The sequence below is a fragment of the Paenibacillus sp. CECT 9249 genome (assembly GCF_918697855.1).
GTDB lineage: Bacteria > Bacillota > Bacilli > Paenibacillales > Paenibacillaceae > MSJ-34.
In genome coordinates, this window is the sequence record NZ_CAKKLI010000052.1 from 1 (window position 1) to 24,968 (window position 24,968).

Consider the following 24,968-nt stretch of genomic DNA (forward strand, 5'->3'; position numbering starts at 1 on the left):
GGGGAAAGTGTATCCACATAATGTTGACTTGAACCGAACGAACTGGGAAACCTCCACTTTTTTACAGTCCGCGAGGCAGATCCACTATATTCAGTGTTTGATATTACGGGCTTTCGAAATTTAGGATCAACATTATCTGGCTTCAAGTCAGGTTATTAGGAGGAAAAAGCAATGATAAAAAAAGGGCTCTACATATTCATGGCGCTGATGGTTACTGTAGCTTTAACGGCATGCGGCGGAAAGGAAGCGAATAGCGGCGGGGGGGAAACAACGATTGAATTTATGCATTCATCCGTTGAACAGGAACGCCTTGCCGTTATTAATGAATTGGTTGCAAAATTCGAAGCGGAAAATCCGGATATCAAAATCAAGCAAGTTCCGGTTGAGGAAGATTCTTTTAATACCAAGACGATCACGCTGGCAAGCGCGGGAAAACTTCCTGCCGTTCTTGAGGTGGGACAGGACTTTGCAAAGGTCATGGATAAAGATCAATTAATCGATAAAGAGGCCGTTCAACATGTTTTAGACGCAGCAGGCGCCGACAATTTCTATGAAGGTGCTTTAAAGCTGGTCAATACGGAGGACGGCAACAGCTTTACCGGAGTACCCATCAGCGGCTGGGTTCAAGGGATTTGGTATAACAAAGAAATGCTGGCTTCACAAGGATTCGAAGAACCGAACAATTGGGACGAAGTGTTAGCGATCGCGAAAGCATTCACAGATGCCGGAAACAAAAAATTCGGTATCGCCATTCCAACCGTTGAAGGCGGATTCGCAGAGCAGGCGTTCTCTCAATTCGCTTTATCAAACAACGCCAATATCCTTGATGGAAATGGGCAGTTAAATATCAACTCTTCTGAAATGAAAGAGGCCCTGACCTTCTATCAAGAATTGGCGAAGTACACAATGCCGGGATCTAACGATGTAACGGAAGTAAAGGACGCGTTCATGAACGGGTCGACACCGATGGCTGTATATTCTACTTATATTCTTCCATCTGTATATCAGGAAGGAAAGGCTGCCGATATTGGCTTTGCGATTCCAACTCAAAAAACGAAAGCAGTGTTCGGAACCGTTTCCGCTTTAACCATTTCTTCCGGCCTGGAAGATGACCAAAAAAAGGCCGCGGAAAAATTCGTGGAATTTATGGCACAGCCCGAAAATATGACGAGTTGGGTATTAATGTCTCCGGGAGGAGCGCAACCGGTCAACAAGCTTGTGATCGAAAATGAAACCTATCAGGCTAATGAGGTTGTAAAAGCCTTTGGCGAACTGTCGGCTGAAATTGCCGCCTCTTATAACGATATTCAAGTGTTTGGTCTAGTCGACGGAAAGAACTTCTTGAAAATGGGCGATATCACCAGCTCCGGCGCCATCCCGAAATTGATTAACGCGATTACGGTTGGCGGCAAGAGCATTGATAGCGAGTTAAATACAGCTGAAAAATCCCTTCAACAGATTCTGGACAAAAAAATAATTTACAGATGATGGCGGAATCGGCTTCCTGCCATTCCGCCATCATCCATTTGAACCCATAGTAAAGTTGTTTACAAGTAAGTGTGAACTTAAGGGGGGATACCGTGAAAGCGATCAAAAAAGAAAAATCGGATTTGAAATTGGCCCTTATCCTGCTTTTTCCCAGCATATTTTTAGTGTTGCTGTTGGTGGCCTATCCGATGTTTTCCAATATTCGACTCAGCTTTTTTGATCAACCGATCAACCCAAAGCTGGGTACCATCTTTGTCGGCTTCCAGAATTACGCAGAAATTTTAACGGATGGGGCGTTTTTCAAATCACTGGGTATTACCCTTCTGTATATGATTCTTGCGGTGGCCGGAAGTACGGCGTTGGGCTTGGGCGTAGCGATCTTCTTTAACCGCCCGTTCAAATTCCGCAAGCTTGCCCGTTCGCTGATTCTATTATCCTATGTAACTCCATCGATTTCATTGGTGTTTTCATGGAAATATATGTTTAATAACAGCTATGGAATCGTGAACTATTTAGGAGTGGATGTCTTTCACTTGTTTGATAAAGCTCCGCTTTGGTTTGATAACCCGGTCAGCAGTTTTATCCTGGTTGTTTTATTTGCCATCTGGAGGTATTTCCCTTATGCCTTCCTTTCATTCTTGGCGATTCTGCAGACGATTGATTCCACTTTATATGAAGCGGCCGAAATTGACGGCGCATCGGCCTGGAACAAGTTCAAGATTGTGACGCTTCCAGCGATTATGCCGGTGTTGGTTACCGTTGTTACGCTTCGTTCCATCTGGTTGTTCTATATGTTTACCGATGTCTTTCTGCTGACAAACCAAGTGGATATTTTAGGCATTTACCTGTATAAAACGGCGTTTGCCTTCAATGATCTTGGCAAAGCGGCTTCGATTTCCGTCATTCTATTTATTATTCTTTCTGGCGTGATTTTTGCAACGCGAAAGCGGGTGAAATACTAATGGCAATGGCAAGCAGCAAAAAAAGCAAGGTAACGAGAAAGGTTGCCTTTTACGCAGGACTGATCGGGCTGTTAACCGTTTGTTTGTTTCCATTTTTTATCATGTTGATGACTTCTTTTAAATCGTCGAAGGAAGCGGTGTCTACAAGCCCGACCATGCTGCCGCAAGAGTGGACGTTTACGCATTATGTCGATATTTTCAACCCGGATATTTTTCCGTATATATCTTATTTTAAAAATAGTCTTACGGTTTCTCTTACCGCATCGGCCATCGCGGTGCTAACCGGTATCCTCGGCGCCTATGCCCTGTCGAAGCTGAAATTTATGGGCAGAACAACCATTAACGCCAGTTTTTATACCATATATATGTTTTCAGGGATTTTATTGGTTGTTCCGTTGTTCAAAATTATTTCCGGACTTGGCTTGTACGATACGAAAATGGCGCTCATCGTGACCATGATTGTTCAGACGCTGCCGACCGCGATTTTTATGCTGAAAAGCTACTTTGACACGATTCCGGACGAGCTTGAAGAGGCTGCCATGATTGATGGATTGAACCGGATTCAAATTATTTTTTATATGATTATTCCATTATCGATATCGGGAATTATCTCTGTGTTTGTTTATTGTTTTATGGTTTCGTGGAATGATTACTTGTTTGCTTCGATTTTCTTGTCGGATTCGATTAATTTCACCTTGCCGATCGGTCTGAACACGTTGTTTAGTACGCCGGATTATGTATGGGGTCGGATGATGGCGGCGTCGCTAGTAACGGCGTTACCGGTTGTCATTATGTACGCGCTGTCCGACCGTCTTATTAAGGGTGGAGCAACCGAAGGCGGAGTAAAAGGATAGAAGCGGGCGGGGGGCATGATCCCCTCGCTTGATACCAACGAACGAGAGAGGTTATGAAAATGAAAAAGCTGATTGCCGCAGCTCCAAGAGTCGCTGCCTTAGTGGAATATGAAGATCGTCCGCTACAAGCGAATGAAGTAAGAATTGATGTGGAATTCGCTTCCCCTAAGCATGGAACGGAGGTCATCGACTTCCGCGGAATGACTCCGTTTATGGATGAATATTTTGATGAAGAGTGGCGCATGTTTATGCCGCGGGAAGAAGGGGCGGCACCGGGGATTGTTTTCGGAGAATTCCAGCTTGGAAACATGGTTGTCGGTAAAATTATTGAAAAGGGCGCTGAGGCGACCGGCTATCAGATCGGCGAAACGGTTTGTACGTATGGACCGATCATGGAAACGGTCATTGTCAATGCGGTTGACAACCATCGACTGCGCAAGATGCCTGAGGGTGGAAAATGGCAAAATGCCGTATGCTACGACCCGGCTCAATTTGCCTTAAGCGGAGTGCGCGACGCAAATGTTCGCGCCGGAGACTATGTAGTCGTTGTCGGCTTAGGCGCCATCGGTCAAATCGCGATTCAGCTTGCGAAAAAAGCGGGCGCCGGCATCGTGATCGGCGTCGATCCGTTAGAAAAACGGCGTGACATTGCTCTTCGAAACGGAGCGGATTTTTGTTTGGATCCAATCTCTGCCGACGTAGGCTATGAAGTGAAAAAGCTTACCGGCAAGCTTGGAGCGGACTCCATCATTGAAACAAGCGGAAACGTCGCTGCCCTTCAATCTGCGTTAAAAGGGATTGCTTATGGCGGAATTATCGCTTATGTGGCGTTTGCGAAGCCGTTCCCTGAAGGTTTGAACTTAGGCCGTGAAGCTCATTTCAGCAATGCAAAGATCGTTTTTTCACGTGCGGCGAGCGAGCCGAATCCCGACTATCCTCGCTGGAACCGCAAGCGAATTGAAGATACTTGCTGGGAATTATTAATGAACGGATATCTTGATTGTACGGACCTCATCGATCCGGTTGTCCGCTTTGAAGAGAGTGCCGAGGCCTATATGGAATATGTGGACAAACACCCTGAGCAAAGCATCAAGATTGGAATTGAATATAAAAAGTAATCAAATACCGCCGTCCTGTTCGGACGGCTTCTAAATATGCCGAGGAGGTAAAGTCGTAATGAAAATTGGCACACAGAACCAGGCTTTTTTTCCGGAAGATATTAAGGAAAAGTTTCGTTATCTCCAGGAAGCGGGCTTTGACGGCTTTGAAATCGACGGAAAGCTGCTGGTCGACCATCTCGATGAAGTCAAAGAAGCCATGGCCGAAACGGGAGTTCCGGTTACAACGGCTTGCGGCGGATACAACGGCTGGATTGGCGACTTCATTGAAGAGCGCAGAGAAAACGGTTTGGCGGAAATGAGACAAATCCTTGAAGCGTTGCAACAGGTAGGCGGTAAGGGGATTGTCGTACCGGCAGCATGGGGAATGTTCACCTACCGACTGCCGCCGATGCAATCGCCAAGAAGCCAAGCGGGCGACCGTAAGGCTGTAACGAAATCTCTTCTTTATTTAGACAAAGCGGCGGAAGAAACGGGAACAACGATTTTCCTTGAACCGTTGAATCGTTATCAAGACCATATGATTAATACTTTGGCAGACGCCCGCAGCTATATCGAAGAAAATCAATTGAAAAATGTAAAAATCATCGCAGATTTTTACCATATGAACATTGAAGAAGACGAAATTTCCGAGGCATTGCACGAAAACCGCGACTTGATTGGCCATATTCATCTGGCCGATAACCACCGTTATCAGCCGGGCAGCGGTTCGATCGACTTCAAAAAACATTTTGACCGGTTAAAACAAGATGGCTATGAGGGATTTCTTACGATCGAATGCCGGGTCCGCGGCAACGACCCTGAGGCCGAATACAAGCGGGCATTAGCCTTTTTAAAAGAATCGTTACGTTAAAGGGAGGCTGCGTCAGCGTGAAAAAAAAGGTCGCGATTATTGGAGCGGGACAAATCGCCGAAAAAGTTCATGTGGCCTATTACCAAACGCGAGAGGAACTGGAAGTGGCCGCGGTGGTCGATCCAAATCCGGAACGTGTTCAAAGCTTTGCGGAGCGCAACGGTATCCCTCACTATTATACGGATGCGGAAACAATGTACGCTAGCATCAAGCCGGATATCGTGAGTGTGTGCACTCCGAACCGTTTCCATTGCGAGCATGTTATGCTTGCGATTGCCAATGGCTGCGATGTGATGTGTGAAAAGCCGCCGGCCGTTTCGGCAGCGGAAGCAAAGCGGATGAGAGATGCGGCAGAGACAAACGGCAGTCTCCTCGCTTATGACTTTCATCACCGGTTCGCCGACGATGTTGCGATTTTCCGTGAAAAAGTGAAAGAAGGCGTACTTGGAGACGTTTATGTAACGAAGGTAAAGGCATTGCGCCGCTGTGGAATTCCCGGCTGGGGCAGTTTTACCAACAAGGAAATACAGGGAGGCGGTCCGCTGATCGATCTGGGAGCGCATATGCTCGATGCCGCCCTTTACGTACTTGGATTTCCGAAAATTGAACGGGTGACAGCGAAGATGTATCAAAAGATCGGCACGAAAAAATCGAAAGGTACGCTTGGCGAATGGAACCCGGAAAAGTATGAGGTTGAGGACTCTTTATTCGGTTTTATTGAGCTTGAAGGCGGAGGGTTAATCCAGCTTGAAACTTCCTTTGCCTTAAATATAAAGGATACATCGGTAATGAACGTAGAATTTTGCGGCGACGAGGCCGGCGGCATCCTTTTTCCAGCCCAGATCTATACGGACGAGGGCGGCGAGCTTGTCTACATAATGGACAAGGAAACGGCCGACCCCGAACGCCATCACAAAAGTATGAAAGCATTTGTCGATCGATGCTTGGGAGAAGAGGTTATGGTGGCGGACGGAAACCAAGGCTACGTCGTTCAACAACTAATCGAAGCATTGTATCAATCTGCTGAAAAAGGCGAAAGTGTAACCCTATGAAGAAAAAACTAGCAATCTATGATCAAGGCTTTCATTTACATTATCTGAATAAGTATGCGAGTTTGCTAACGTTAGGAAATGGCTATTTAGGCATCCGCGGCGCCTATGAGGAAGATTATACAGGTCAAATCCGCGGGATGTATGTGGCCGGCGTTTACAATAAAGCGACAGCCAACGAACCGGCCGAGATCGTGAACTTGCCGGACATAACCGGTATGACGATTGAAATAGACGGCCAGCCTTTTTCCCTGCTCGATGGCGAAGTTGTTTCGTATGAACGCGCATTGCATTTTGAAACCGGTGAATTGAGACGGGAAATGGTTTGGAAGAGTAAAGCGGGGGCATGTTACCGGTTTTTGTTTCAGCGCTTTGTTTCCAAGCATGATTTGCATGTTGTGGCTTCAAAGGTAATCATTCAAAGTTTAGACCAACCGGCCAGGATCAAACTCGTTACCGGCATCGATGCCCAGCAAACCAACTTCGGGAAACAGCATGTAATCGAAGAAAGCGTCCGCGTTCATAACGAAGAAACGATCCAAGGCGTCTATAAGACGACGGAATCAGGGGTGACCGTGGCGATCGCAGCAGACTTCCATGTACCTGAAACGAGTAAGATGACGTTTTCGGCCAAAAACCGCCAGCTGCTGGCAGTGATTTCATGTGAAACTGCTCAAAATAAGCCTTTTGTGTTTGAAAAAATCGCAACGGTTTATACCTCGCATGAATGCGATGATCCGGAAACGGTTTGCTTGGAGGCCGTTCAAACCCATGCCGCGCAAGGATATGACGGTTTGCTTGAACAATCGGCCGCGAAGTGGCGGGAGTTTTGGCGGCAGAAGCGTGTCACGATCGCATCCTCTGACGAATTCGATCAGACCGCGATGGATTTTGCGCTTTACCACATCGAGATCATGACGCCTGCCCATGACGATCGTTTCAGTATCGGTGCCAAAGGTCTTACAGGAGAAGGATATAAAGGTCACGTATTTTGGGATACGGAAATCTTTCTTGCTCCCTTCCATCTTTACACCGAGCCGGAAATAGCGAAAAAGCTGTTACTGTACCGTTATAAACATTTACCGGAAGCAAAAGAAAAAGCCGCTCGAAACGGTTATGAGGGGGCGCTGTTCCCGTGGGAAAGTGCGTTTACCGGAAAAGAAGAGACACCGGAGTTTGCAGCGATCAATATTCGAACCGGCACTCGTCAAAAGGTTGCTTCTGCCCTTGCGGAACACCATATCGTAGCAGACATCGCCTTTGCGGTTGTCCAGTATTACGAAAGCACCCTTGATGATAACTTTATGAAAAATGAAGGCCTTGCTCTGCTGAAAGAAACAGCGCGTTTTTGGATCAGCCGGACGGCGGATGAAGGCGGAAAGCTTTCGATTCATGACGTAATCGGACCGGACGAGTATACGGAGCACGTCAATAATAATGCATATACCAATTACATGGCCTATTACAATGTAGAAAAAGCCCTTTATTTTATGGAACAATATCAAGATGAGGATCCGTCCCTGTTTGAGAAGGGGCGCGACTTTCTCAAGCGTTTGTATCTGCCTGAGCCGAATGACGAACGGATCGTTCCGCAGGACGATACCTTTTTAACGAAGCCGGCCATTGATTTGACCCCTTATAAACAAAAGCAGGGAAGCCAGGCAATTTTACTGGATTATTCGCGCCAGGAAGTGAATGAAATGCAAATTCTCAAGCAGGCCGATGTTGTGATGTTGCTTTATCTCTTCCCGGACTTGTTTTCGAGCGAGGTCGTCAAGAAAAACTTATTCTATTATGAGAAACATACGATTCATGATTCGTCGCTAAGTAAAGCGATACACGCGATAGTGGCGTCCCGCTGCGACGACCATGAAGCCGCATACCGTTTTTTCCAGGAAGCATGCTTAATCGATTTGGGCCCGAATCCCCGTTCTTCGGATGAAGGGATTCATGCCGCTTCCTTAGGAGCGATTTGGCTGGCGGCGGTATTCGGTTTTGCGAATATGACAATCAATCGGGACATGCTGGCATTAAACCCGAAATTGCCCGCCAATTGGAAAGAGTTAAAGATTCCTCTATGCTATCAAGGCAGAAAGCTGGAAATCAAGCTGACACATGAATTATGCGAGATAACGAAGTTTTCAGGGGAAGATGTAGAAATTGAGATAAATGGCCGTGTGTTCGAGTTGAGCGATCGGCTTGAAGTAACGATTACGAATAAAAATGGGTAGGGAAAAATGGAGAATAAACGGATTGAAGCGGTTGTGTTCGATTTAGACGGAGTCATTACGGATACGGCGCATTTTCATTACCTTGCCTGGAAACAGCTGGCACAGGAACTGGATATCGTTATAGACGAAGCGTTTAATGAGCGGTTGAAAGGGGTAAGCCGCATGGATTCCTTAGAGTTAATTTTACAAGAAGGAAATCGGCAAAACGACTTTAACCAGGCAGAAAAAGAAGAAATGGCAGCCAAGAAGAACGCTCATTACTGCGAATTTTTAAAAGAATTAACACCGGACGATGTCTTGCCGGGCATCCCGGAGTTGATTGCCGCGATTCAAGAAGAGGGGATTCCGATCGGTCTTGCATCCGTTTCGAAAAATGCCGGAACGGTTTTAAAGGCATTAAGACTCGAAGAGGCTTTCGATTATTGCGCCGATGCGGCGAAGATTCGCAAATCGAAGCCTGACCCTGAAATCTTCCTCACAGCCTGCGGCGGACTCGGCGCCGACCCGTCGCGGTCAATCGGAATTGAAGATGCTCAAGCCGGAATTGAAGCGATTAAAGGTAGCGGCATGTTCGCCGTTGGGGTCGGCGAATCCCTAACGAAAACCGATTATAAGGTTGCTGCAACAGCCGAGTTAAACTGGGAGAAAATGAAAGCAGTATATAATCGATACTAAGGCAAAAAAGATGGCTGTAGGCATATTCTCATATTCATGAAAATGTCTGCAGCCTTTTTAGGAGATGATAACATGTTCAAAGAGTCGATCTTTACTAAAATAGAAGAAAAATTAAAGAGCATTTATAAAGAAGCCTATCGCGACAGCTTTTTGGAGCAATTCCAAGCTCTTATGGATCGATGGGAGAAGGAGCAATGGGTTCGGATTGACCCCCCTTCCGAGAAAAACATCTATTTAATCGCCTATGGCGACAGTATTTTCGAACAGGGGGAACCTGCGTTAGAAACATTGCATCGATTTCTAAAACAGGAAGTACAGGATACGATTACCGATGTTCATTTGCTTCCTATGTTCCCGTACACTTCCGATGACGGTTTTTCCGTTGTGGATTATAATGAGATTAATCCCGAATTAGGCACATGGGATCATATCGCCAAGATGTCTAAGGATTACAGGCTGATGTATGATTTTGTTGCGAACCATATCTCAAAATCCAGCAAGTGGTTTCAAGGCTATCTTAACGGCGAGGACAAATATCAGGGATATTTTATTCCAAGAGATCCCGGGTTTAACCTTGAAAATGTAGTTCGGCCAAGAACCTCGCCGCTTTTCCATGAATACGAGGGCAAGGATGGTGTGAAGACGGCTTGGACTACATTCAGTGAAGACCAAGTTGATTTGAACTTCCGTCATTTCCCTGTATTGCTTGAGGCAACCGAGATTCTGCTGTCTTATGCTTATAAAGGAGCTTCCAGCATTCGTTTGGATGCGATCGGATTTATTTGGAAGGAGTCGGGCACCACATCGATGCATTTGCCGGAAGCACATGCAATCATTCAACTGTGGCGCGATGTCTTAAATTACTTTAAACCGAATACGCAGATTATTACGGAAACCAATGTGCCGCACCAGGAAAATATCAGCTACTTTGGCGACGGTACGAATGAAGCGCATATGGTTTATCAGTTTTCCCTGCCGCCGCTAGTCCTTTATACCATGACAACTCATGACGCGACGAAGTTAACTTCCTGGGCGAAGACAATCGGCAAGGTTTCGGACGAGGCTACCTATTTTAATTTCCTTGCCAGCCATGACGGAATCGGAATGCGTCCGACGGAAGGGATATTGACAGAAGAAGAGAGACAAAGATTGATAGATAAAGTCGTGGAAAACGGCGGACGGATTTCTTACAAAACGAATACCGATGGAAGCCAGTCTGTCTATGAAATGAATATTAATTACTTTAATGCATTGATCAATAAAGGCGAGGACGATACCGAAGAATTAGCGGTGAAAAAAATGCTGGCGGCTCATTCCATTCTTTTATCGGTGATAGGGGTACCTGCGATCTACTACCACTCTTTGCTCGGGTCTGAAAATGATTACGAAGGACTTGAAGCTTCAGGGATCAATCGCCGGATTAATCGCGAAAAGCTTGAATTTGGGGAGATTACGAGAGAACTGGAGGAAAATTCGCGCCGTAAAGGGATTTTCCAAGGCTTGCGGAAGATGATCTCGATTCGCAAGCGGCAAAGCGCCTTCTCTCCTTATGCCCCGCAAACGGTTGTCGATCTGAATGCAAACGTGTTTGCGTTGAAGCGCAAGAATGAAGCTACCGGGGATGAAGTATTCTTTATCGTCAATGTGGATTCGAAACCTGTAACGGCGGATATCGGCATTAAGGGACAAGACTTGGTAACAGGTCAAGAAGTTGATTCCGTAGTTACGCTTGAGCCATACCAATATTTATGGGTAAGGTGAGGAATATGAAGTTTTTAATTGCATCGGATTCCTTTAAGGGTTCGCTTTCCTCCATTGAAGTTGGAAAATGTGTGAAGAGAGGGATATTACGTGCGCTTCCGGATGCGCAGGTCGCCGTCTCTCCGATGGCTGATGGCGGCGAGGGAACGATTGACGCCTTGCTCCACGGTGACGAAGGGGAGGAAATCGAGGTTCGGGTCCATGGTCCGCTTATGGACCGGATCGTGTCCAGTTACGCTGTTTTCAGAGATGAAGCGGTTTTTATCGAATGTGCGCGAAGCAGCGGCTTGCCGTTAGTTCCAGTAGAATTGCGAGATCCAATGGTCGCGAATACCTATGGGTTTGGCGAGCAGATTAAGGATGCGATTAAGAAAGGATACCGTCATTTCATTCTTTCACTGGGGGGAAGCGCAACGAATGACGGCGGCGTCGGAATGCTCCAGGCTCTAGGATGGGAATTCTTCGACGAACAAGGAGTTTTATTGGGACTCGAGGGGAATCCGTTATTAAAGGCAGCTTCTTTTTCGGATCGTCATGCGCTGCCGGAGTTAGCGGACTGTACCTTTGTCGCTGCCAGCGATGTGACGAACCCGTTCTACGGACCAAACGGGGCGGCTCATATTTTTGCCAAGCAAAAAGGGGCAACTGACAGCGATATTGTTGAACTGGATGCGGCGTTACAGCGATTTTCCGCTTTGATTCGATCGATATATGGAACGGATGTTCAGGAAATTGCCGGAGCGGGGGCTGCGGGCGGATTAGGCGGAGCGATTGCAGGTCCTTTGAAAGGAGCGATCCGTTCAGGTGTCGAACTCGTCATGGAGTTAACAGGCCTTGAGGAAAAAGTAAAGTCCGCGGACGTGGTGGTTACCGGCGAGGGAAGTATTGACAATCAGTCCTTAATGGGAAAGGTTCCTTTTGGGGTCGCCCGGCTTGCCAACAAATACGGAAAACTGGCAATCGGCATTGCGGGTAGAATTGATACAAACCTCGAAGAAGTAAATAAATGCTTTAACGGTGTATTTTCAATTCAAACAGAATGCCGTACCTTGGAAGAAGCCATGGATCCGCATATATCCGCATTACAGTTGGAGGTCACCGCAGAGCAACTTGCTAAGGTGATCGGGTTTCGATTCAAGCGTTCTTAAAATATCGAGAACTGAATATTATGTTTGAAACGCTTTCGAAGCGCTCCCTCCTTTAGAATCGATATGAAGGAGGGATTTTGCGTGGAATTAGACAAACATCGGAAGAATATTGGTAAGACCGGATGGAAAACAAGAGCGTTCATTTTCATCATGGTTATTTCGGTAACGACAATGCTCCTATCCTCGGTCGCTGCGGGGGAACCGTTCGATCTAAAGGATGCGACGATTGATCCGAACGTCAAACGAAACGTTCCCATCCTTAAAATTCCGGTACAACCGGAGCAACCGAAGCAACCCGGCAATCCGAAGGCGACGGTCAGATGGGAATACCGTTTTAATGCTATGGTATTTACTGCGCCGGCGGTCGGTCCGGACGGAACGATCTACGTGGGCGCGGATAAGCGAAAACTGTATGCGATTAAGCCGGACGGATCCTTGAAGTGGGAAATCGAATTAAATTTTTCGCCGAATAAACTCGCCGTCGGATCTGACGGTACGATCTATGCGGCTGCAGATCCAAATGCAAGCAACGAGGTCCATGCCTTCGATCCGGATGGGAAAAAGAAGTGGGAATTTACAAGGGGAGGACCCGAAGTCAAGCTTTATTTTGACAATCCGTTCTCAGCTCCGGCCGTAGGGACGGATGGGGTCATCTACATCGGCGGAGCCAGCGATAGGAAAATGTATGCGATTGAGCCGGACGGAGCGAAAAAGTGGGAGAACGCGACAGCGGGGTTGGCCGCTTCCCCTATAGTCGGGAAAGACGGGACGATCTATGTCGGCGACACCAGCGGGGTTCTGTATGCATTCACATCGACGGGAGCTAAAAAATGGACACTTCCTATTGGCGGGCTCATTTTCAATGCGCCGACAATTGCGCCGGACGGTACAATCTATTTGACAACTCGCGTTTTAGGGCTAAAGGAACAAGGATTATATGCCGTTCATCCGGAAGGATTGAAGAAATGGAGCTATACGGACTACTCCTACCCACGCTCTTCCCCGACCATCGGCGCCGACGGCACCATTTATGTCGGAGCGGAAATGGAGTTGCTCGCCTTCAATCCGGACGGAACAGTGAAATGGAGGATGCTTACCAAAGACACGATGCGCTCGAAACCGGCTGTAGGAATGGATGGCACCATTTATGCCGGTACTAATAATATGTTATACGCGGTAGATTCCGACGGGAAAGTGAAATGGGAGTTTGGCGCAAACTCAATCGGCTCTAAAGACCCTGTTATAGGAAACGACGGAACCCTTTATGCGGTCTCTTCTTCTTCCTTGCACGCGTTGGGTACCGTCGCCGCGAGCGGCATCAGCTTAAATAAAAATATGCTTAGCCTGCAAGCGGGAAGCAGCGAAGAGTTGACGGCAAAGGTGAGCCCCGAGCAATCAACGAACAAATTGGTGAAATGGGGAAGCGGCGACAGCACAGTGGCTACGGTGGACAACGAGGGCAAAGTTAGCGGGATCGCGCCGGGCATCGCCGTCATTACGGCAACTGCCGAGGACGGGGGATTCGCCGCCCAATGCGTCGTCACGGTCGTTCCAGCCCAAGCGCCGGCCCCCCCGTTAACCCCCGCTCCGGCACCGACGCCAGCACCGGTACCCGTTCCCGTGCCGGAACTTCCATTCCCCGATATTGCGGAGCATTGGGCGAAGACGAACATTATAGCAGCCGCCGAGCTAGAGATCGCGAACGGTTATCCGGACGGAACGTTCCGGCCGGATGGCAACGTGACCCGCGCCGAGTTTGCGGTCCTGCTGATGAAATGGATGAAACCGGCGGCGGAAGGCGCCAAGCTCGCCTTTGCTGACCAGGACAAGATCGGGGATTGGGCGGTTAAGGCGGTCTCGCAGGCCGTACAACTCGGCATTATCAACGGTTATCCGGACGGTACTTTCCGGCCGTCGGCCAACATCAGCCATGCGGAAATGATCGTCATGGTTGCCAGAGCGTCAGGCTTGCCTGCCGACGGAGAGTCGCAAACCGGCTTTGCCGACGAGGAAGCCATCCCTGCCTGGGCGAAAGACGCCGCAACTGCGGCAAAGCAAAACGGCATCCTCGATTTCTGGCGCGATAACCGGTTTGCGCCGCAGGTTAAGTCGACCAGAGCGGAAGCCGTGTCGGCCATCGTGCGGATGCTCGAGTTGAAAAATTAGGGTATACCGGAATATTGGTGTTCAGATTGCAAGAAACTAAAAAGCGTCAATTTCAGCATGCCGCGAGCGGCTGGCTCCCCCGCCGGGTGGGCTAACCAAACCTAGACACGCTAATCGCCTGTAAATCATCTTGTTGCCGGGTGTAACGAAACTATAACACGCTAATGAAGGGAAAAAGGCGATAAAACGGCCGATTTCCAATGAATAACGATACGCACTTTCGTTAGGATGGGAACGTCATCATTTGGAGCCCAATAAGGATTGTCAGTTTCCAAATTGAATTCTACATGAAAAGAGCACTGCCTGTTGGGCAATGCTTTTTCATGTTTTATAGATTCATTTTCATTTTTTGTGTATCTGTTCGTAGAAAGCCCGTATTTTTTCCGTATTCTTTTCAGATCGCAATTTTTCAAGTTCTTTAATTTCTTCGGAAGTCAATTTCCTTACTGTTATTGAAGTTCCGGGAGGAATCGACTTGTCTTCTTGATGTGTAATTGTAACTGATGTTCCAGGAGGGTACTTCTCAGTCGATTCTTTTACTCTAGCGATGCTCTCAGGCGAATAATACCCCTCCTCTTTAGTGACCTGTTTTTGTTCAGCGGGCGTCAATTCGTCAAAAGGTACAGGGTGTTCGTAACCTTCAAGAACATATACGCCCCCTAGACCCTCTTCGGTTACGAATTTTTGTTCATCAGGCGTTAGAGCGCTATATCTCAAGAGTTGTACGCCCTCATATAGTATAGAGTCACCTGCGCCTTCAATAGTTTGATTCGTATTGGTATTGATATTGGGTGTCATACTAGCCGCCCAGGCGGCTGTCGATGTACCGATTGCTCCAATAGCAATGACTGCCGCTGCGGTCATAATCATCGTATGTTTTTTCAGTTTTTTCACATTAAGCATGTTCGTTAATCTCCTTTTCAATTGTTTGCCGTCGCCGGATAAGGAGGCGCAAAATCGAATGGGCATGCCCCTTGAACCTATCATCACGTTCAGGATCGTTTCACCATACCGTTTTCGCTCGGTGTAAGACATTTCCTTCACGACTTCTTCGTCACAGGATAGCTCGCTCCATGTATGAATGTCTTTCCGGAGAAGGTGAACGAAGGGATTAAACCAATGCAGGCTGCTTGCTGCCAATGCAATCGCCTTGATCCATAAGTCTTTCCGTTTCAAGTGAATCAATTCATGATGGATCACCATGCCCATGTCCACATTCGCGATATTCTCCATAGGGAGATAAATCGTAGGTTTCCATAAGCCCACAAGAACGGGACTTCGAACAGCAGAGCTGTAAGCAAGTCGGACGTTGCTTGGCATGCCAAGAGCTTGCTTCATCAGTTTCAGCTGTTTGGCAGCTTCGCTGTTCTCCGGCACGGACGAACGGGTTTGCTGTAAGTTTTTTATAAACCTGCGATAACAATATACTTGCCATATGGCAAAAACCAAAGCTCCTGTACCCCAAATACTCAGAAAGACGAAAGCTGCATCGGCAGAAAGATTCAGTTCTGGTATGAACCCATTGGGTAGGCCGGGCTGTGCTTGTTGCACGCTCGAAGGCAGACCGGCTATAGGAAGGGTTGTCGTTTGCTTCGGAATGAAGAGTTGCACAAGCCGGTTCGTAACAAAGGCTACAGGTAAAAGATAAAATCCTACTGCCATTTTTCCCATCGCATATCGCCATTTCGCAGAGAAAACGTCTGGAGAAACGAGCCGCAACAGGAGAATGCAGATCAAAACGGTACTTCCCGCAACGGAAAGGGAGACGAGCAGTTCCAGAAGTTTACTCATAGACTGCACCTCGCTTACTTCTCCGAAAACCATTGCTTCAGCTCTGCAATGTCTTCATCCGAAAGCTTGTCGCCGTCATACAAAGCAGCGATTAAGTTTTTAACCGATCCTTGGTATAACCCGTCCAGTACATGTTGCGTTTCCGCCAGTTTGTAATCTTTCGGCGATATGAGGGGAACATACTTGTTCGTTCGGCCATGCTTCGTGGTTTCTAGCGCCCCTTTGTCCACCAACCGCGATAGGAAGGTGGAAATCGTTTGTGCCTTCCACTCCTTACCCCGCTGAGCGAAAATTTGCAACAATTCGGTCGATGTGACAGGCGGGTCACATTCCCAAATCACCCCCATCAATTCCATTTCAGTGTCAGACAATTTTTGCATTTTTTCCATGGGTGTACACCTCTTTAATTCTCGTTATGCGTCCATAACGATTTCATTACTACGGTCCGTAGTAATACGAATTTACTACAATTCGTAGTAGATTGTCAAGAGAAGTTCACCTTGAATTTTCTACAAAATGTAGTACTATTAATTTACTACAGAACGTAGTAACTGAAGATGGAACTGCAGAACATTGCATAAGGATGAGTGTATACATGGACATACAAACCAAAGTGGCGATATTAAGACAACATGAAGCGTATTGCTATCAGATTTGCTATTATCTCATTCAAAATGAACAACTCTCCGTTCAAGCAACTCGTGAGGCATTATTAGAACTGGCCCATGATCCCGCTTTTTTTAGCGATACTGACGAAGAACAAAAGAAGAAAGTAAGACTAGTTGCTGTTCGTTTAGCGTTGAAAATAAAGGCGATGTGCTTGAAATGACCAAAAGGCTATCCATCTTTTCCATTTGCGGAGTATAATTTGGGTATTCTAATACCATTGGCAATTGGGAGTTTGGGCAAAATGAATAATGACTATCAAGGCAGAATTGATAAAGTAATGAAATATATAGAGGAACATAGCGATCAAAAACTCAACCTCGATATATTGGCCGGCGTTTCGAATTTTTCAAAGTACCATTTTTCAAGAATATTTACATCCCTTGTTGGCGTCACTCCGGCAGCATTCGTAAATCGAGTGCGTTTGAAAAGGGCTGTTCGATATTTGGCTGAAACCGACAAGAGCGTTCTGGAGATATTGCATCTATGCGGGTTTGAATCCGTGTCGACCTTCAACGCACTCTTCAAGAAACATTATGGCAAAACCCCAAGCGAGCTTAGAAACAGCATAAGACAAAATAGCAATTTCTCGTCATATGTTAGCAATAAGCAAGAAGAGTTCGTTCCTCTTCAAGATTACAATAAAAACGGGAAAAATGATCTTTTGAGGAGGGCTTGGGGAAAGATGATCACAATCACGGAACTTCCGGAATATGAAGTGGCGTATGTTAGACATGTCGGGAGCTACATGGACACTCGCGTTGCGTGGGACAAGTTAGGAGAATGGGCAAGTCGACAAGGACTTACTCCGCATAATCAGTTTTTTATTGGCATATCGTTGGACGATGGGAATCTCGTCGACGAATACGCTTGCCGTTACGATGCTTGCGTTACGTTGCCAAGCGGATTTGAAAAACATAAGCATGCAACGCATGTGCAATTCCAAACCTTATCCGGCGGCATGTATGCTCTGTACTCGTACTACGACACCATTGATAAATTCGTTCTCGCTTATCAAAACGTATTCGGCCTATGGCTGCCGAATAGCGAATATGAGGCCGACGACAGGCCGTGCCTCGAATTTTGCATGAACGATCCCGCTTCGGATCCGGAAGGAAAATGCAAGGTCGATCTATACGTGCCGCTCAAGAAGAGAGCATGAAAAATAAAATCCAACGGCAAGAACTTGCACTATTTTTTCAATAAAAAATAGGAACTGGAGCGGTGAAGGAATGAACTTGGAGGCCATTTTTGGACAATTCCCTATCTTGAAGTCGGACGGTTTAACGCTTAAGAAAATTGAAGAGTACCATTTTGACGACGTTTTTGAAATCTATAACAATGATAAAGTATTTGAATACTGCGGTATTATCCCTAAACATAATAAAGAGACGGTAAAAAAAATGATCGGCCATTTTGAGAGAGACTATCATAAAAAGTCGAGAGTCAAGTGGGGAATCTTCGGCCATTCGGAACCCGATCGCCTGCTTGGTATCATTGAAGCTTTCGACTTGAATCAAAAGGTAAACATGGCGACGATCGGCTACTTTTTGTCGGAGTCGCAGTGGGGGAAAGGGATCGCGACCGAAGCGGTACATCGATTGCTCGATTTTCTGTTTACGGATGTCAACGTCAACAGAATTCAGGCTGAAGTCATGCCTCCGAATGAAATTTCCAAGAAAGTATTGTTAAAGAATGGCTTCGTGTATGAAGGAACGTTAAGACAAGCTACGCTTTGGTCAGGCAAAGGTATCGTCGATTTGGAGATCTATAGTATTTTGAAAGTCGAATGGAAGGATTTGAAGAACAATGAGGCGAGATCGTTTAGCAGAAGCGATTCAACTGCGCGAGGAAGGAAGAGCGAAGCAAGACCAAGACATTCTGAAGGAAGCTAGAGCGCTGCTGACCGATTTGGCCGCCGCTTACCCGGATGACGCGGAGATTAGTTTCCAGTTGGGAGTGGCTCATGACAATTCGGGATTGGGAGCAGAGGCTATTCCTTACTACGAACGAGCCCTTGAATTAGGGCTCTCCGGACCGGATCTTGAACGATGCTTGCTTGGTCTAGGAAGCACGTATCGTTATTTGGGATACTACCGGCAAGCGGAAGAAACATTGCGCCGGGGTGTGACGGAGTTTCCCGACAACCGGGCTCTTCAGGTATTACTCGCGATGGCCCTGTATAATACCCAGAGCTACAAGGAAGCGATGGAAATCGTCCTGGTCAATTTGATGGAGACAACGACCGACGAGAAACTTCATTACTTCAAACGAGGTCTTATGTATTACGCGACACATCTTGATGAGACGACGTGAAATCGATAATTTGCATGCAACTCCGACTTTTGCATCTTATCGATTTCCCTCATTTGCAATATGCTGCGACCTGCCATTGGCCTTTTGACCTTCAAGTACCATGCACGTACTTGTGGAAAAAGCAACAAGACTTCCTATCTCATCGAACAGGCTGCATTCCACCAACCCGATCGTTTTGCCGCGTTTTTTCACTACTGCTTCAGCCTTGATTTTTCCCTGCCAAACCGGTTTCAAGAAATTGATTTTCAATTCAATGGTCGTGAATGTTTCATGAGGCTGAAGCGTCGTTCCGAACGCCATTCCCATAGCCATGTCGGCAAGGGTTGTCGTGACGCCGCCAGTAACCGTTCCTTGTGGATTGGAATGATCGTTCCTTGCTTCCAATTCGAAGACCGAACGCCCCTCCTCGATGTCCAAAGGCCTTATACCCAATAAAAGCTCCACGGGAGAAGGCGCGGTTTCGCCGGCGATAATGCGTTTATATTGGGACAACAATCCGTTCAAGAGATTATCTCCTTCCAGCGTTAATGATTTATCTATTTCATTATATAATATATGGTAAATAATAGAAAGTCGAGTTGAATTGTATCTTAGTCCTTGGCGAATACTGGTAATTTTGCTATTCTATTAATAAATGGGACCGGAATGGGAGTTACACTGCATAGATTTCTCAAATGGTTTTATAATAAAATGAGAAAAAACAAGGAGGGTATAAAACATGAACAAGAATAAGTTTACACCTCATGGTTTTCACACTGTTACGCCGTATTTTACGGTGGAAGACGCGAATAAGATGATTGAATTTGTGAAAGAAGTTTTTGATGGGGTTGAACTGAATCGGGCATCTAACGACGAAGGTAGAATCACTCATGCCGAAGTCCGCATCGGCGACACGATTATCGAATTGTCGGCCGGAAACGAAAACTTTCCGCCCAGACAGAATTCGCTTCACGTGTTTGTTCCAGATACGGACCTGTGCTACCGACGGGCATTGGACGCCGGGGCGACTTCGCTGTATGAGCCGTCGGACATGCCGTATGGCGAGCGAAGCGGAGGGGTGGAAGATCCCTTTGGCAACCATTGGTATATCGCGACCTTTCTTGGAGAAGAAGGCAGCGGTTACTACAAATAAAGTTAGACAATTTGCTCTCTCGGTTCGTCGACGAGTTGGAGAAAGATTGGATCGATGAGATCAACCGCAATTATTCCGGATTGGCTCTCAAAGAGAAAATGCAAATAGGATATTTCTATGAAATGAATTCGGTCATAGATCTTATTGATCCTACTATTTTTCAAAGGGAATAGATTATGACCTGTTATTCAAATATTCATCTGCTATTTTTCTGCAAATATCCTTTGAATCATAATCGGAATCGATTAAATATGCAATAAATATATCTTCCACTTCCGTACTGTCTATTGTCGCTAAATAACGAAACGCTTCCTCGAACAACACCTTCCAATTCGCGTCATGGATGATTTTCTTTGCCAGTTCGAACGCTTTGTCGGGTTCTTGGTATTGCAGTTTCTTAAAAATCATCTCCAACTCGAACTCTGCCTTGTCGTCCCGCCTAGCCATCACTTCTCTAATTCGTTCATCCGAAACATCTCCTGCCAGATCGGAGAACGCAATGGATAAATAGTCGGGATATTTTCCTTTTCCAAAATCGATTCCTACGGGTTCATTCTCATGCAGCCATACGTTCCGACAATCATGAACAATTTTCTCAACTTCTTGAATCTCAAGTTTCGATTTCCTGGAATCGGATGTCTTTTTTAGATATTTATAAATCCTCTCAGGTTTTCTAAATAAGTTCAAATCGTACCTTTCTCCGCCGGCATACATCTTATCCGGCTTTTTGTCTTGATCGTAACTAAATCCTGTCACTTTAATTATGGTTAAACAATCGATACTTTTATTTTCGATATAAGCTGCAGTTGCTCGATGGTGTCCGTCTAATAATGTGCTCATGAACCCTTCATAATAAAAGGCTAGTCCTGTCATGGTCTTCCCGTCGTTGATCTCATCTAAGTAATGGTTAACTCTTTCCTCGTTCAAACAATGAATATTCTGAGACGGAAGGAGGAATTTGGGAGTGCCGGAACTGACATGAAACTTATAATATACGTCCGCCGATGCTCTATAGCGTTTTTTAGAAGCGGATAGATTCCAAAAAAAATGGCCGTCGCCATCCGTTGGAATCATCTCGATGCGGGTAAGCAAATAGTATCCGTTTTCTAAGATTGGCAGCATAGGTTTCACATTTTCAAAAGCATCGGCGATGTCATTGGCTAATTCCTGTGAATATTTAATGGTATCAATCAGGCTTTTATCAACATTCTCTCTGCCTAACCCAATACTTAAAATTTTTGCGCAAGTAGGACAGTACAACTCTTCCCCGTAGCTGTTTATCAATGGCTTATGGTCCAGCAGCAAAAATCCGTATGTATCGCCATTTTTATCGTTCCCATACTTCGCGGTCAACTTCCCTGTCCCTTTGTTTACCCGGAAAAGAAGGGCATCATTTCCCCATCTATTATGCGTGCCAGGGATTAAATCTTCGAACTCGATCGGCTCTGAAAAATGAAAAAGTTTCAATTCATCACCCCTTAGGTGCTCGCTAGTTTACTTATATTGTAAGCCATTTATCATATTACAGCTACCACTAACGCCCCTCTTTACTAATTCCTCCAATATCGTCATTTTTTATAGTTGACAATTCCTATCGGAATTCCATATAATCAAACTCAACTTGCTATCGTATTTACTATTTTCACAACTGTCGGGAGATCAGAAGATGAACAAAACGAAGAAATGGTATACGAACCAATTAGTACCGTGGCTTTTCCCTATCATAACGATTGTACTTTGGCAAATACTAGGACAATCCAAGATTATCAGTTCTTCCATCCTGCCAACGCCGTTGGACGTGGTAGAGGCTGCGATTCAATTAACGGGTTCCGGTAAATTGCAAGAACATGTTTTTATTAGTACGCAACGCGCTTTAATCGGATTTTTCATAGGGGGGATCATCGGTTTTATACTAGGCCTATTGAATGGAACGATTACGTTTTTTGAAAGAACAACGGATACAACCATGCAGATGATTCGTACCATCCCTCATTTGGCGCTGATTCCGCTCGTCATTCTATGGTTTGGAATCGGCGAATCCGCCAAAATATTTCTCGTTGCGCTAGGTGTCATGTTCCCTGTCTATATCAACACTTTCAGCGGCATTCAAAATGTGGACCGCAAACTGATTGAGATGGGAACCGTTTATGGGTTATCCAAGTGGAAATTGTTTGCGAACATTATTTTGCCCGGCGCCTTGCCTTCCATTCTGGTTGGCATTCGTTATGCGCTCGGTGTCATGTGGATGTCATTAATTGTAGCGGAGACGATTGGCGCCGATTCAGGGATTGGCTTTATGGCAACAAGCGCCCGCGAATTCATGCAAATGGACATTGTCGTGCTAACCATTGTTCTATACGCGATACTAGGAAAGCTATCCGATGTCATTGCGAAACTGTTCGAACACCGCTTTTTACAATGGAATCCTGTTTACCGTAAGAAATAACTAGCCTGTTGGGGGATGTCATGGTCAACATTGAACTGAAACATGTCGGCAAAAGTTACGGCGAGAATGAAGTATTACATCATATCGATTTATCGATCGAGCAAGGAAGCTTTACGGCCATCGTTGGAAGAAGCGGCTGTGGAAAGAGCACTCTATTGCGAATCATTGCAAAATTGGAGCAGATCACAACGGGGGAATTGCATTTTTCCGGTAAAGAAACGAACGATCCGAAAATCCGGATCATGTTCCAAGACGATAGGCTGCTGCCCTGGAAAAATATTATGAAGAACATTGAGCTTGGCGCAGTCAATCGGAATGTTGCAAAAGAGTCATTGGAGAAAGTGGGATTGATCGACAAACAATATGATTGGCCCGACCAACTGTCAGGCGGACAAAAACAACGCATTGCCCTGGCCCGGGCATTGGCAAGCAATCCGGATATTTTGCTTTTTGACGAGCCGCTTGGCGCGCTTGACGCGCTAACCCGAATCGAAATGCAGAACCTGATTGAAGAGTTGTGGCAGCAGCAGAAATTCACTTCCCTGCTCGTTACCCATGATGTAACGGAAGCCGTACGTTTAGCGGATCGCGTGATCGTGATCGACCGGGGCGTCATTCAGTTGGATGAACGCATTGACTTGCCAAGACCTCGGGAACGTGACGATACGTTTACCTTCCATGAGAAAAAAATATTAAATCAAATTCTAGGAGTGTAGAACATGAAAAAAACATTTTTAATTACTCTAGTTGCTCTTTTTACTCTGGTTTTAGCGGCTTGCGGAAACGATTCCGCCAACACGCCCGCCGGCGCTGACGGATCTGCCGTTCCGCCGGAAAATGATCAAAAAGGCGTTGTCACTATTGGCTATCAAAAAGGAAATACGCTAAACATTTTAAAAGAACACGGGAATCTGGATAAAGCGTTAAGCGAAAAAGGCTATAAGGTGGAATGGAAAGTGTTTCCTACCGGTACGGTGTTATTGGAAGCTTTAAATACGAATAACATTGACTTCGGCCATGCATCCGACGGTAACGCCGTGTTTATGCAAGCCGGGGGACATCCTTTGAACTATGTGGCATCTGAAGCCCCGTATCCGGAAGGCGTCGCATTAGTTGTCAAAGCGGATTCCGGGATTCAAAGCGTCAATGATTTCAAAGGGAAAACGATCGGGGTAACCAAAGGCGGCAACCAGCATTATTTGCTTTTGGTCGCCTTGGAGAAGGCCGGCATTGATTTAAACGATGTCAACGTCAAGTTTTATAAAGATGCCGCGGAAGGCTTGGCTGCCTTTACGAAAGGCGAATTCGACGTATACGGTACATGGGATCCGTACTTGGCAATTGTAGAGAACACGGTAGAAACGCGCACCATTGTTAATGGCTCCGGCAATTCGGAAAATCGGACGTTCTATTTTGCGAGCAAAGAACTTTTGGACAACAAACCGGAAGTCGTGACGACCATTCTTCAAGAATTGCAAAATGCCGATACGTGGGCCAATGAAAATAAACAAGAAATTTCGAAAATCCTATCCGCTGAATTGGGGTTAGACGTTGCGCCTCTGCAAAAAGCCAATGACCGCCGTACATTCGGCGTTGAACAGATTGGCGACGCTATAATTACAAGCCAGCAAAAACTGGCCGACAAATTCGTTGAGGCGGGACTGCTGGAAACAAAAATTAACGTCAAAGACGCCGTTCAGATCGACAAGTCTATCATTCCAAGCAACATCAAGCAGGAGGATTAAACATGACACAAGTAATCGAAAATGCATTCTTAAGCTATGGCAACGAAAATGCGCCTGTAAAAATAGAAGTGTTTTTGAACCTGGCGTGCCCGTATTGCGCAACATTCTTTCAAGCGGCTGACGAAACATTGCCCCCTTATATTGAGAACGGCCAAGTTCAATATGTGGTGAAACATTATGACAAACCGCGCGAAATGCTTTTATATGGCACACTGGCGAACGCATTTTTAGACTATAAGGATCCGCAGCGAGTCTACGAGCTGATGAAGGATTTGTTCGCCAAACAAAGCGAGTGGAGCGAATCCGACAGCCATTCGATTAAAAAGCTGTTAGCCAAAGAGTACGGTTTACAGGAGCAACCTGAAAATATAGACTTAAGTTTGAAAATTATCGCAGAAGCCATAAAACGTCAGGTGAAGATGGTCCCGACGGTATTCATTAACGGCAAAGAGTTTCAATACCCTGTTGAAATTGACGCCGGCGGGTTAAAAAAGGAAGTCGAGCAGGCTCTGGCCTAAGAGATGATCGGCATTCGAACGGACTGTTGAGAAACCGGAACATGACTTG

General features: G+C 46.1%; 24 protein-coding genes and 1 pseudogene. 21 read left to right on the top strand and 4 right to left on the bottom strand.

Annotated features, from left to right (window positions below):
• Window positions 1-171: 171 nt before the first annotated feature.
• From LQ229_RS23195 to LQ229_RS23245, 11 genes are all read left to right on the top strand, one after another.
• Window positions 172-1,488 carry a sugar ABC transporter substrate-binding protein gene (locus LQ229_RS23195; protein WP_230193022.1) on the top strand — a complete coding sequence of 439 codons (1,317 nt, stop codon included), beginning with the start codon at window positions 172-174 and terminating at the stop codon, window positions 1,486-1,488.
• A 92-nt stretch (window positions 1,489-1,580) separates the two neighbouring features.
• Window positions 1,581-2,450, top strand: a complete 870-nt coding sequence (locus LQ229_RS23200) for a sugar ABC transporter permease (RefSeq protein WP_230193023.1) — start codon at window positions 1,581-1,583, stop codon at window positions 2,448-2,450.
• Complete coding sequence (locus LQ229_RS23205; protein ID WP_230193024.1) at window positions 2,450-3,304, top strand: carbohydrate ABC transporter permease; 855 nt, start codon at window positions 2,450-2,452, stop codon at window positions 3,302-3,304. The genes LQ229_RS23200 and LQ229_RS23205 overlap by 1 nt, the downstream gene beginning before the upstream one ends.
• Before the next feature lie 59 nt (window positions 3,305-3,363).
• On the top strand, window positions 3,364-4,422 hold the full coding sequence (locus tag LQ229_RS23210; protein ID WP_230193025.1) for a zinc-binding alcohol dehydrogenase: 1,059 nt from the start codon (window positions 3,364-3,366) through the stop codon (window positions 4,420-4,422).
• A 58-nt stretch (window positions 4,423-4,480) separates the two neighbouring features.
• A complete protein-coding gene (locus LQ229_RS23215; protein ID WP_230193026.1) occupies window positions 4,481-5,275 on the top strand; it encodes a sugar phosphate isomerase/epimerase in 795 nt (264 codons plus the stop codon).
• Between the two features lie 17 nt (window positions 5,276-5,292).
• On the top strand, window positions 5,293-6,327 hold the full coding sequence (locus LQ229_RS23220; RefSeq protein ID WP_230193027.1) for a Gfo/Idh/MocA family oxidoreductase: 1,035 nt from the start codon (window positions 5,293-5,295) through the stop codon (window positions 6,325-6,327).
• On the top strand, window positions 6,324-8,555 hold the full coding sequence (locus LQ229_RS23225; RefSeq protein ID WP_230193028.1) for a glycoside hydrolase family 65 protein: 2,232 nt from the start codon (window positions 6,324-6,326) through the stop codon (window positions 8,553-8,555). Before LQ229_RS23220 ends, LQ229_RS23225 begins: the two co-directional genes overlap by 4 nt.
• A gap of 6 nt (window positions 8,556-8,561) precedes the next feature.
• Complete coding sequence (gene pgmB, locus LQ229_RS23230) at window positions 8,562-9,230, top strand: beta-phosphoglucomutase (protein ID WP_230193029.1); 669 nt, start codon at window positions 8,562-8,564, stop codon at window positions 9,228-9,230.
• Between the two features lie 72 nt (window positions 9,231-9,302).
• Window positions 9,303-10,991: an alpha-amylase family glycosyl hydrolase gene (locus LQ229_RS23235; protein ID WP_230193030.1), complete on the top strand. Its 1,689-nt coding sequence runs from the start codon at window positions 9,303-9,305 to the stop codon at window positions 10,989-10,991.
• 5 nt (window positions 10,992-10,996) lie between these two features.
• Window positions 10,997-12,139, top strand: coding sequence for a glycerate kinase (locus LQ229_RS23240; protein ID WP_230193031.1), 1,143 nt, complete (start codon window positions 10,997-10,999; stop codon window positions 12,137-12,139).
• Window positions 12,140-12,220: 81 nt separating this feature from the next.
• Window positions 12,221-14,305, top strand: a complete 2,085-nt coding sequence (locus LQ229_RS23245) for a PQQ-binding-like beta-propeller repeat protein (RefSeq protein ID WP_230193032.1) — start codon at window positions 12,221-12,223, stop codon at window positions 14,303-14,305.
• A gap of 342 nt (window positions 14,306-14,647) precedes the next feature.
• Here the strand turns inward: LQ229_RS23245 and LQ229_RS23250 are convergent, their stop codons facing one another.
• Together LQ229_RS23250 and LQ229_RS23255 are read right to left on the bottom strand one after the other, a co-directional pair.
• The gene (locus LQ229_RS23250; RefSeq protein ID WP_216539595.1) at window positions 14,648-16,096 is read right to left on the bottom strand and encodes a M56 family metallopeptidase; all 1,449 of its coding nucleotides are present in this window, start codon (window positions 16,094-16,096) and stop codon (window positions 14,648-14,650) included.
• Window positions 16,097-16,110: 14 nt separating this feature from the next.
• Window positions 16,111-16,485, bottom strand: coding sequence for a BlaI/MecI/CopY family transcriptional regulator (locus LQ229_RS23255; RefSeq protein ID WP_230193033.1), 375 nt, complete (start codon window positions 16,483-16,485; stop codon window positions 16,111-16,113).
• 206 nt (window positions 16,486-16,691) lie between these two features.
• Here LQ229_RS23255 and LQ229_RS23260 point away from each other — a divergent pair, with 206 nt between their 5' ends.
• The 5 genes and pseudogenes from LQ229_RS23260 to LQ229_RS23280 all read left to right on the top strand — a co-directional run bounded on the left by LQ229_RS23260 (window position 16,692) and on the right by LQ229_RS23280 (window position 19,078).
• A complete protein-coding gene (locus LQ229_RS23260) occupies window positions 16,692-16,925 on the top strand; it encodes a hypothetical protein (RefSeq protein WP_216539593.1) in 234 nt (77 codons plus the stop codon).
• A 117-nt stretch (window positions 16,926-17,042) separates the two neighbouring features.
• Window positions 17,043-17,315, top strand: a pseudogene (locus tag LQ229_RS23265) (AraC family transcriptional regulator); the annotation flags it as partial.
• A 132-nt stretch (window positions 17,316-17,447) separates the two neighbouring features.
• Window positions 17,448-17,924, top strand: a complete 477-nt coding sequence (locus LQ229_RS23270) for a GyrI-like domain-containing protein (RefSeq protein WP_230193045.1) — start codon at window positions 17,448-17,450, stop codon at window positions 17,922-17,924.
• A 70-nt stretch (window positions 17,925-17,994) separates the two neighbouring features.
• Window positions 17,995-18,657, top strand: coding sequence for a GNAT family protein (locus LQ229_RS23275; RefSeq protein WP_356711788.1), 663 nt, complete (start codon window positions 17,995-17,997; stop codon window positions 18,655-18,657).
• Window positions 18,572-19,078 (top strand): tetratricopeptide repeat protein, encoded by a 507-nt coding sequence (locus LQ229_RS23280; RefSeq protein ID WP_230193034.1) that lies wholly within the window; start codon window positions 18,572-18,574, stop codon window positions 19,076-19,078. The genes LQ229_RS23275 and LQ229_RS23280 overlap by 86 nt, the downstream gene beginning before the upstream one ends.
• A gap of 36 nt (window positions 19,079-19,114) precedes the next feature.
• Here LQ229_RS23280 and LQ229_RS23285 read toward each other — a convergent pair whose 3' ends face one another.
• Window positions 19,115-19,582 carry a PaaI family thioesterase gene (locus LQ229_RS23285; protein WP_230193035.1) on the bottom strand — a complete coding sequence of 156 codons (468 nt, stop codon included), beginning with the start codon at window positions 19,580-19,582 and terminating at the stop codon, window positions 19,115-19,117.
• 214 nt (window positions 19,583-19,796) lie between these two features.
• On the opposite strand from LQ229_RS23285, the gene LQ229_RS23290 reads away from it, so the two are divergent.
• On the top strand, window positions 19,797-20,210 hold the full coding sequence (locus LQ229_RS23290) for a VOC family protein (RefSeq protein WP_230193036.1): 414 nt from the start codon (window positions 19,797-19,799) through the stop codon (window positions 20,208-20,210).
• A gap of 174 nt (window positions 20,211-20,384) precedes the next feature.
• On the opposite strand, the gene LQ229_RS23295 is transcribed toward LQ229_RS23290, so the two are convergent.
• Entirely contained in the window at window positions 20,385-21,677 is a 1,293-nt protein-coding gene (locus tag LQ229_RS23295; RefSeq protein WP_230193037.1) for a hypothetical protein, read from the bottom strand.
• A gap of 199 nt (window positions 21,678-21,876) precedes the next feature.
• On the opposite strand from LQ229_RS23295, the gene LQ229_RS23300 reads away from it, so the two are divergent.
• Genes LQ229_RS23300 through LQ229_RS23315 form a run of 4 tightly spaced genes read left to right on the top strand, consistent with a single transcriptional unit; the run spans window position 21,877 to window position 24,919 of the window.
• Window positions 21,877-22,656, top strand: coding sequence for an ABC transporter permease subunit (locus tag LQ229_RS23300; protein WP_216539586.1), 780 nt, complete (start codon window positions 21,877-21,879; stop codon window positions 22,654-22,656).
• A 20-nt stretch (window positions 22,657-22,676) separates the two neighbouring features.
• On the top strand, window positions 22,677-23,372 hold the full coding sequence (locus tag LQ229_RS23305; protein WP_216539585.1) for an ABC transporter ATP-binding protein: 696 nt from the start codon (window positions 22,677-22,679) through the stop codon (window positions 23,370-23,372).
• A gap of 3 nt (window positions 23,373-23,375) precedes the next feature.
• Complete coding sequence (locus tag LQ229_RS23310) at window positions 23,376-24,401, top strand: aliphatic sulfonate ABC transporter substrate-binding protein (RefSeq protein ID WP_230193038.1); 1,026 nt, start codon at window positions 23,376-23,378, stop codon at window positions 24,399-24,401.
• 2 nt (window positions 24,402-24,403) lie between these two features.
• Window positions 24,404-24,919: a thioredoxin domain-containing protein gene (locus LQ229_RS23315; RefSeq protein WP_216539583.1), complete on the top strand. Its 516-nt coding sequence runs from the start codon at window positions 24,404-24,406 to the stop codon at window positions 24,917-24,919.
• Window positions 24,920-24,968 lie beyond the last annotated feature (49 nt).

Excerpts from the sequence above, each read along its gene's own strand:
- pgmB (WP_230193029.1), top strand. The coding sequence starts at position 8,562 with ATGGAGAATAAACGGATTGAAGCGGTTGTGTTCGATTTAGACGGAGTC.
- LQ229_RS23240 (WP_230193031.1), top strand. The coding sequence starts at position 10,997 with ATGAAGTTTTTAATTGCATCGGATTCCTTTAAGGGTTCGCTTTCCTCC.
- LQ229_RS23300 (WP_216539586.1), top strand. The coding sequence starts at position 21,877 with ATGAACAAAACGAAGAAATGGTATACGAACCAATTAGTACCGTGGCTT.
- LQ229_RS23250 (WP_216539595.1), bottom strand. The coding sequence starts at position 16,096 with ATGAGTAAACTTCTGGAACTGCTCGTCTCCCTTTCCGTTGCGGGAAGT.
- LQ229_RS23290 (WP_230193036.1), top strand. The coding sequence starts at position 19,797 with ATGAACAAGAATAAGTTTACACCTCATGGTTTTCACACTGTTACGCCG.
- LQ229_RS23205 (WP_230193024.1), top strand. The coding sequence starts at position 2,450 with ATGGCAATGGCAAGCAGCAAAAAAAGCAAGGTAACGAGAAAGGTTGCC.
- LQ229_RS23270 (WP_230193045.1), top strand. The coding sequence starts at position 17,448 with ATGATCACAATCACGGAACTTCCGGAATATGAAGTGGCGTATGTTAGA.
- LQ229_RS23215 (WP_230193026.1), top strand. The coding sequence starts at position 4,481 with ATGAAAATTGGCACACAGAACCAGGCTTTTTTTCCGGAAGATATTAAG.
- LQ229_RS23260 (WP_216539593.1), top strand. The coding sequence starts at position 16,692 with ATGGACATACAAACCAAAGTGGCGATATTAAGACAACATGAAGCGTAT.
- LQ229_RS23195 (WP_230193022.1), top strand. The coding sequence starts at position 172 with ATGATAAAAAAAGGGCTCTACATATTCATGGCGCTGATGGTTACTGTA.
- LQ229_RS23255 (WP_230193033.1), bottom strand. The coding sequence starts at position 16,485 with ATGGAAAAAATGCAAAAATTGTCTGACACTGAAATGGAATTGATGGGG.
- LQ229_RS23315 (WP_216539583.1), top strand. The coding sequence starts at position 24,404 with ATGACACAAGTAATCGAAAATGCATTCTTAAGCTATGGCAACGAAAAT.
- LQ229_RS23310 (WP_230193038.1), top strand. The coding sequence starts at position 23,376 with ATGAAAAAAACATTTTTAATTACTCTAGTTGCTCTTTTTACTCTGGTT.
- LQ229_RS23235 (WP_230193030.1), top strand. The coding sequence starts at position 9,303 with ATGTTCAAAGAGTCGATCTTTACTAAAATAGAAGAAAAATTAAAGAGC.
- LQ229_RS23210 (WP_230193025.1), top strand. The coding sequence starts at position 3,364 with ATGAAAAAGCTGATTGCCGCAGCTCCAAGAGTCGCTGCCTTAGTGGAA.
- LQ229_RS23280 (WP_230193034.1), top strand. The coding sequence starts at position 18,572 with ATGAGGCGAGATCGTTTAGCAGAAGCGATTCAACTGCGCGAGGAAGGA.
- LQ229_RS23225 (WP_230193028.1), top strand. The coding sequence starts at position 6,324 with ATGAAGAAAAAACTAGCAATCTATGATCAAGGCTTTCATTTACATTAT.
- LQ229_RS23275 (WP_356711788.1), top strand. The coding sequence starts at position 17,995 with ATGAACTTGGAGGCCATTTTTGGACAATTCCCTATCTTGAAGTCGGAC.
- LQ229_RS23305 (WP_216539585.1), top strand. The coding sequence starts at position 22,677 with ATGGTCAACATTGAACTGAAACATGTCGGCAAAAGTTACGGCGAGAAT.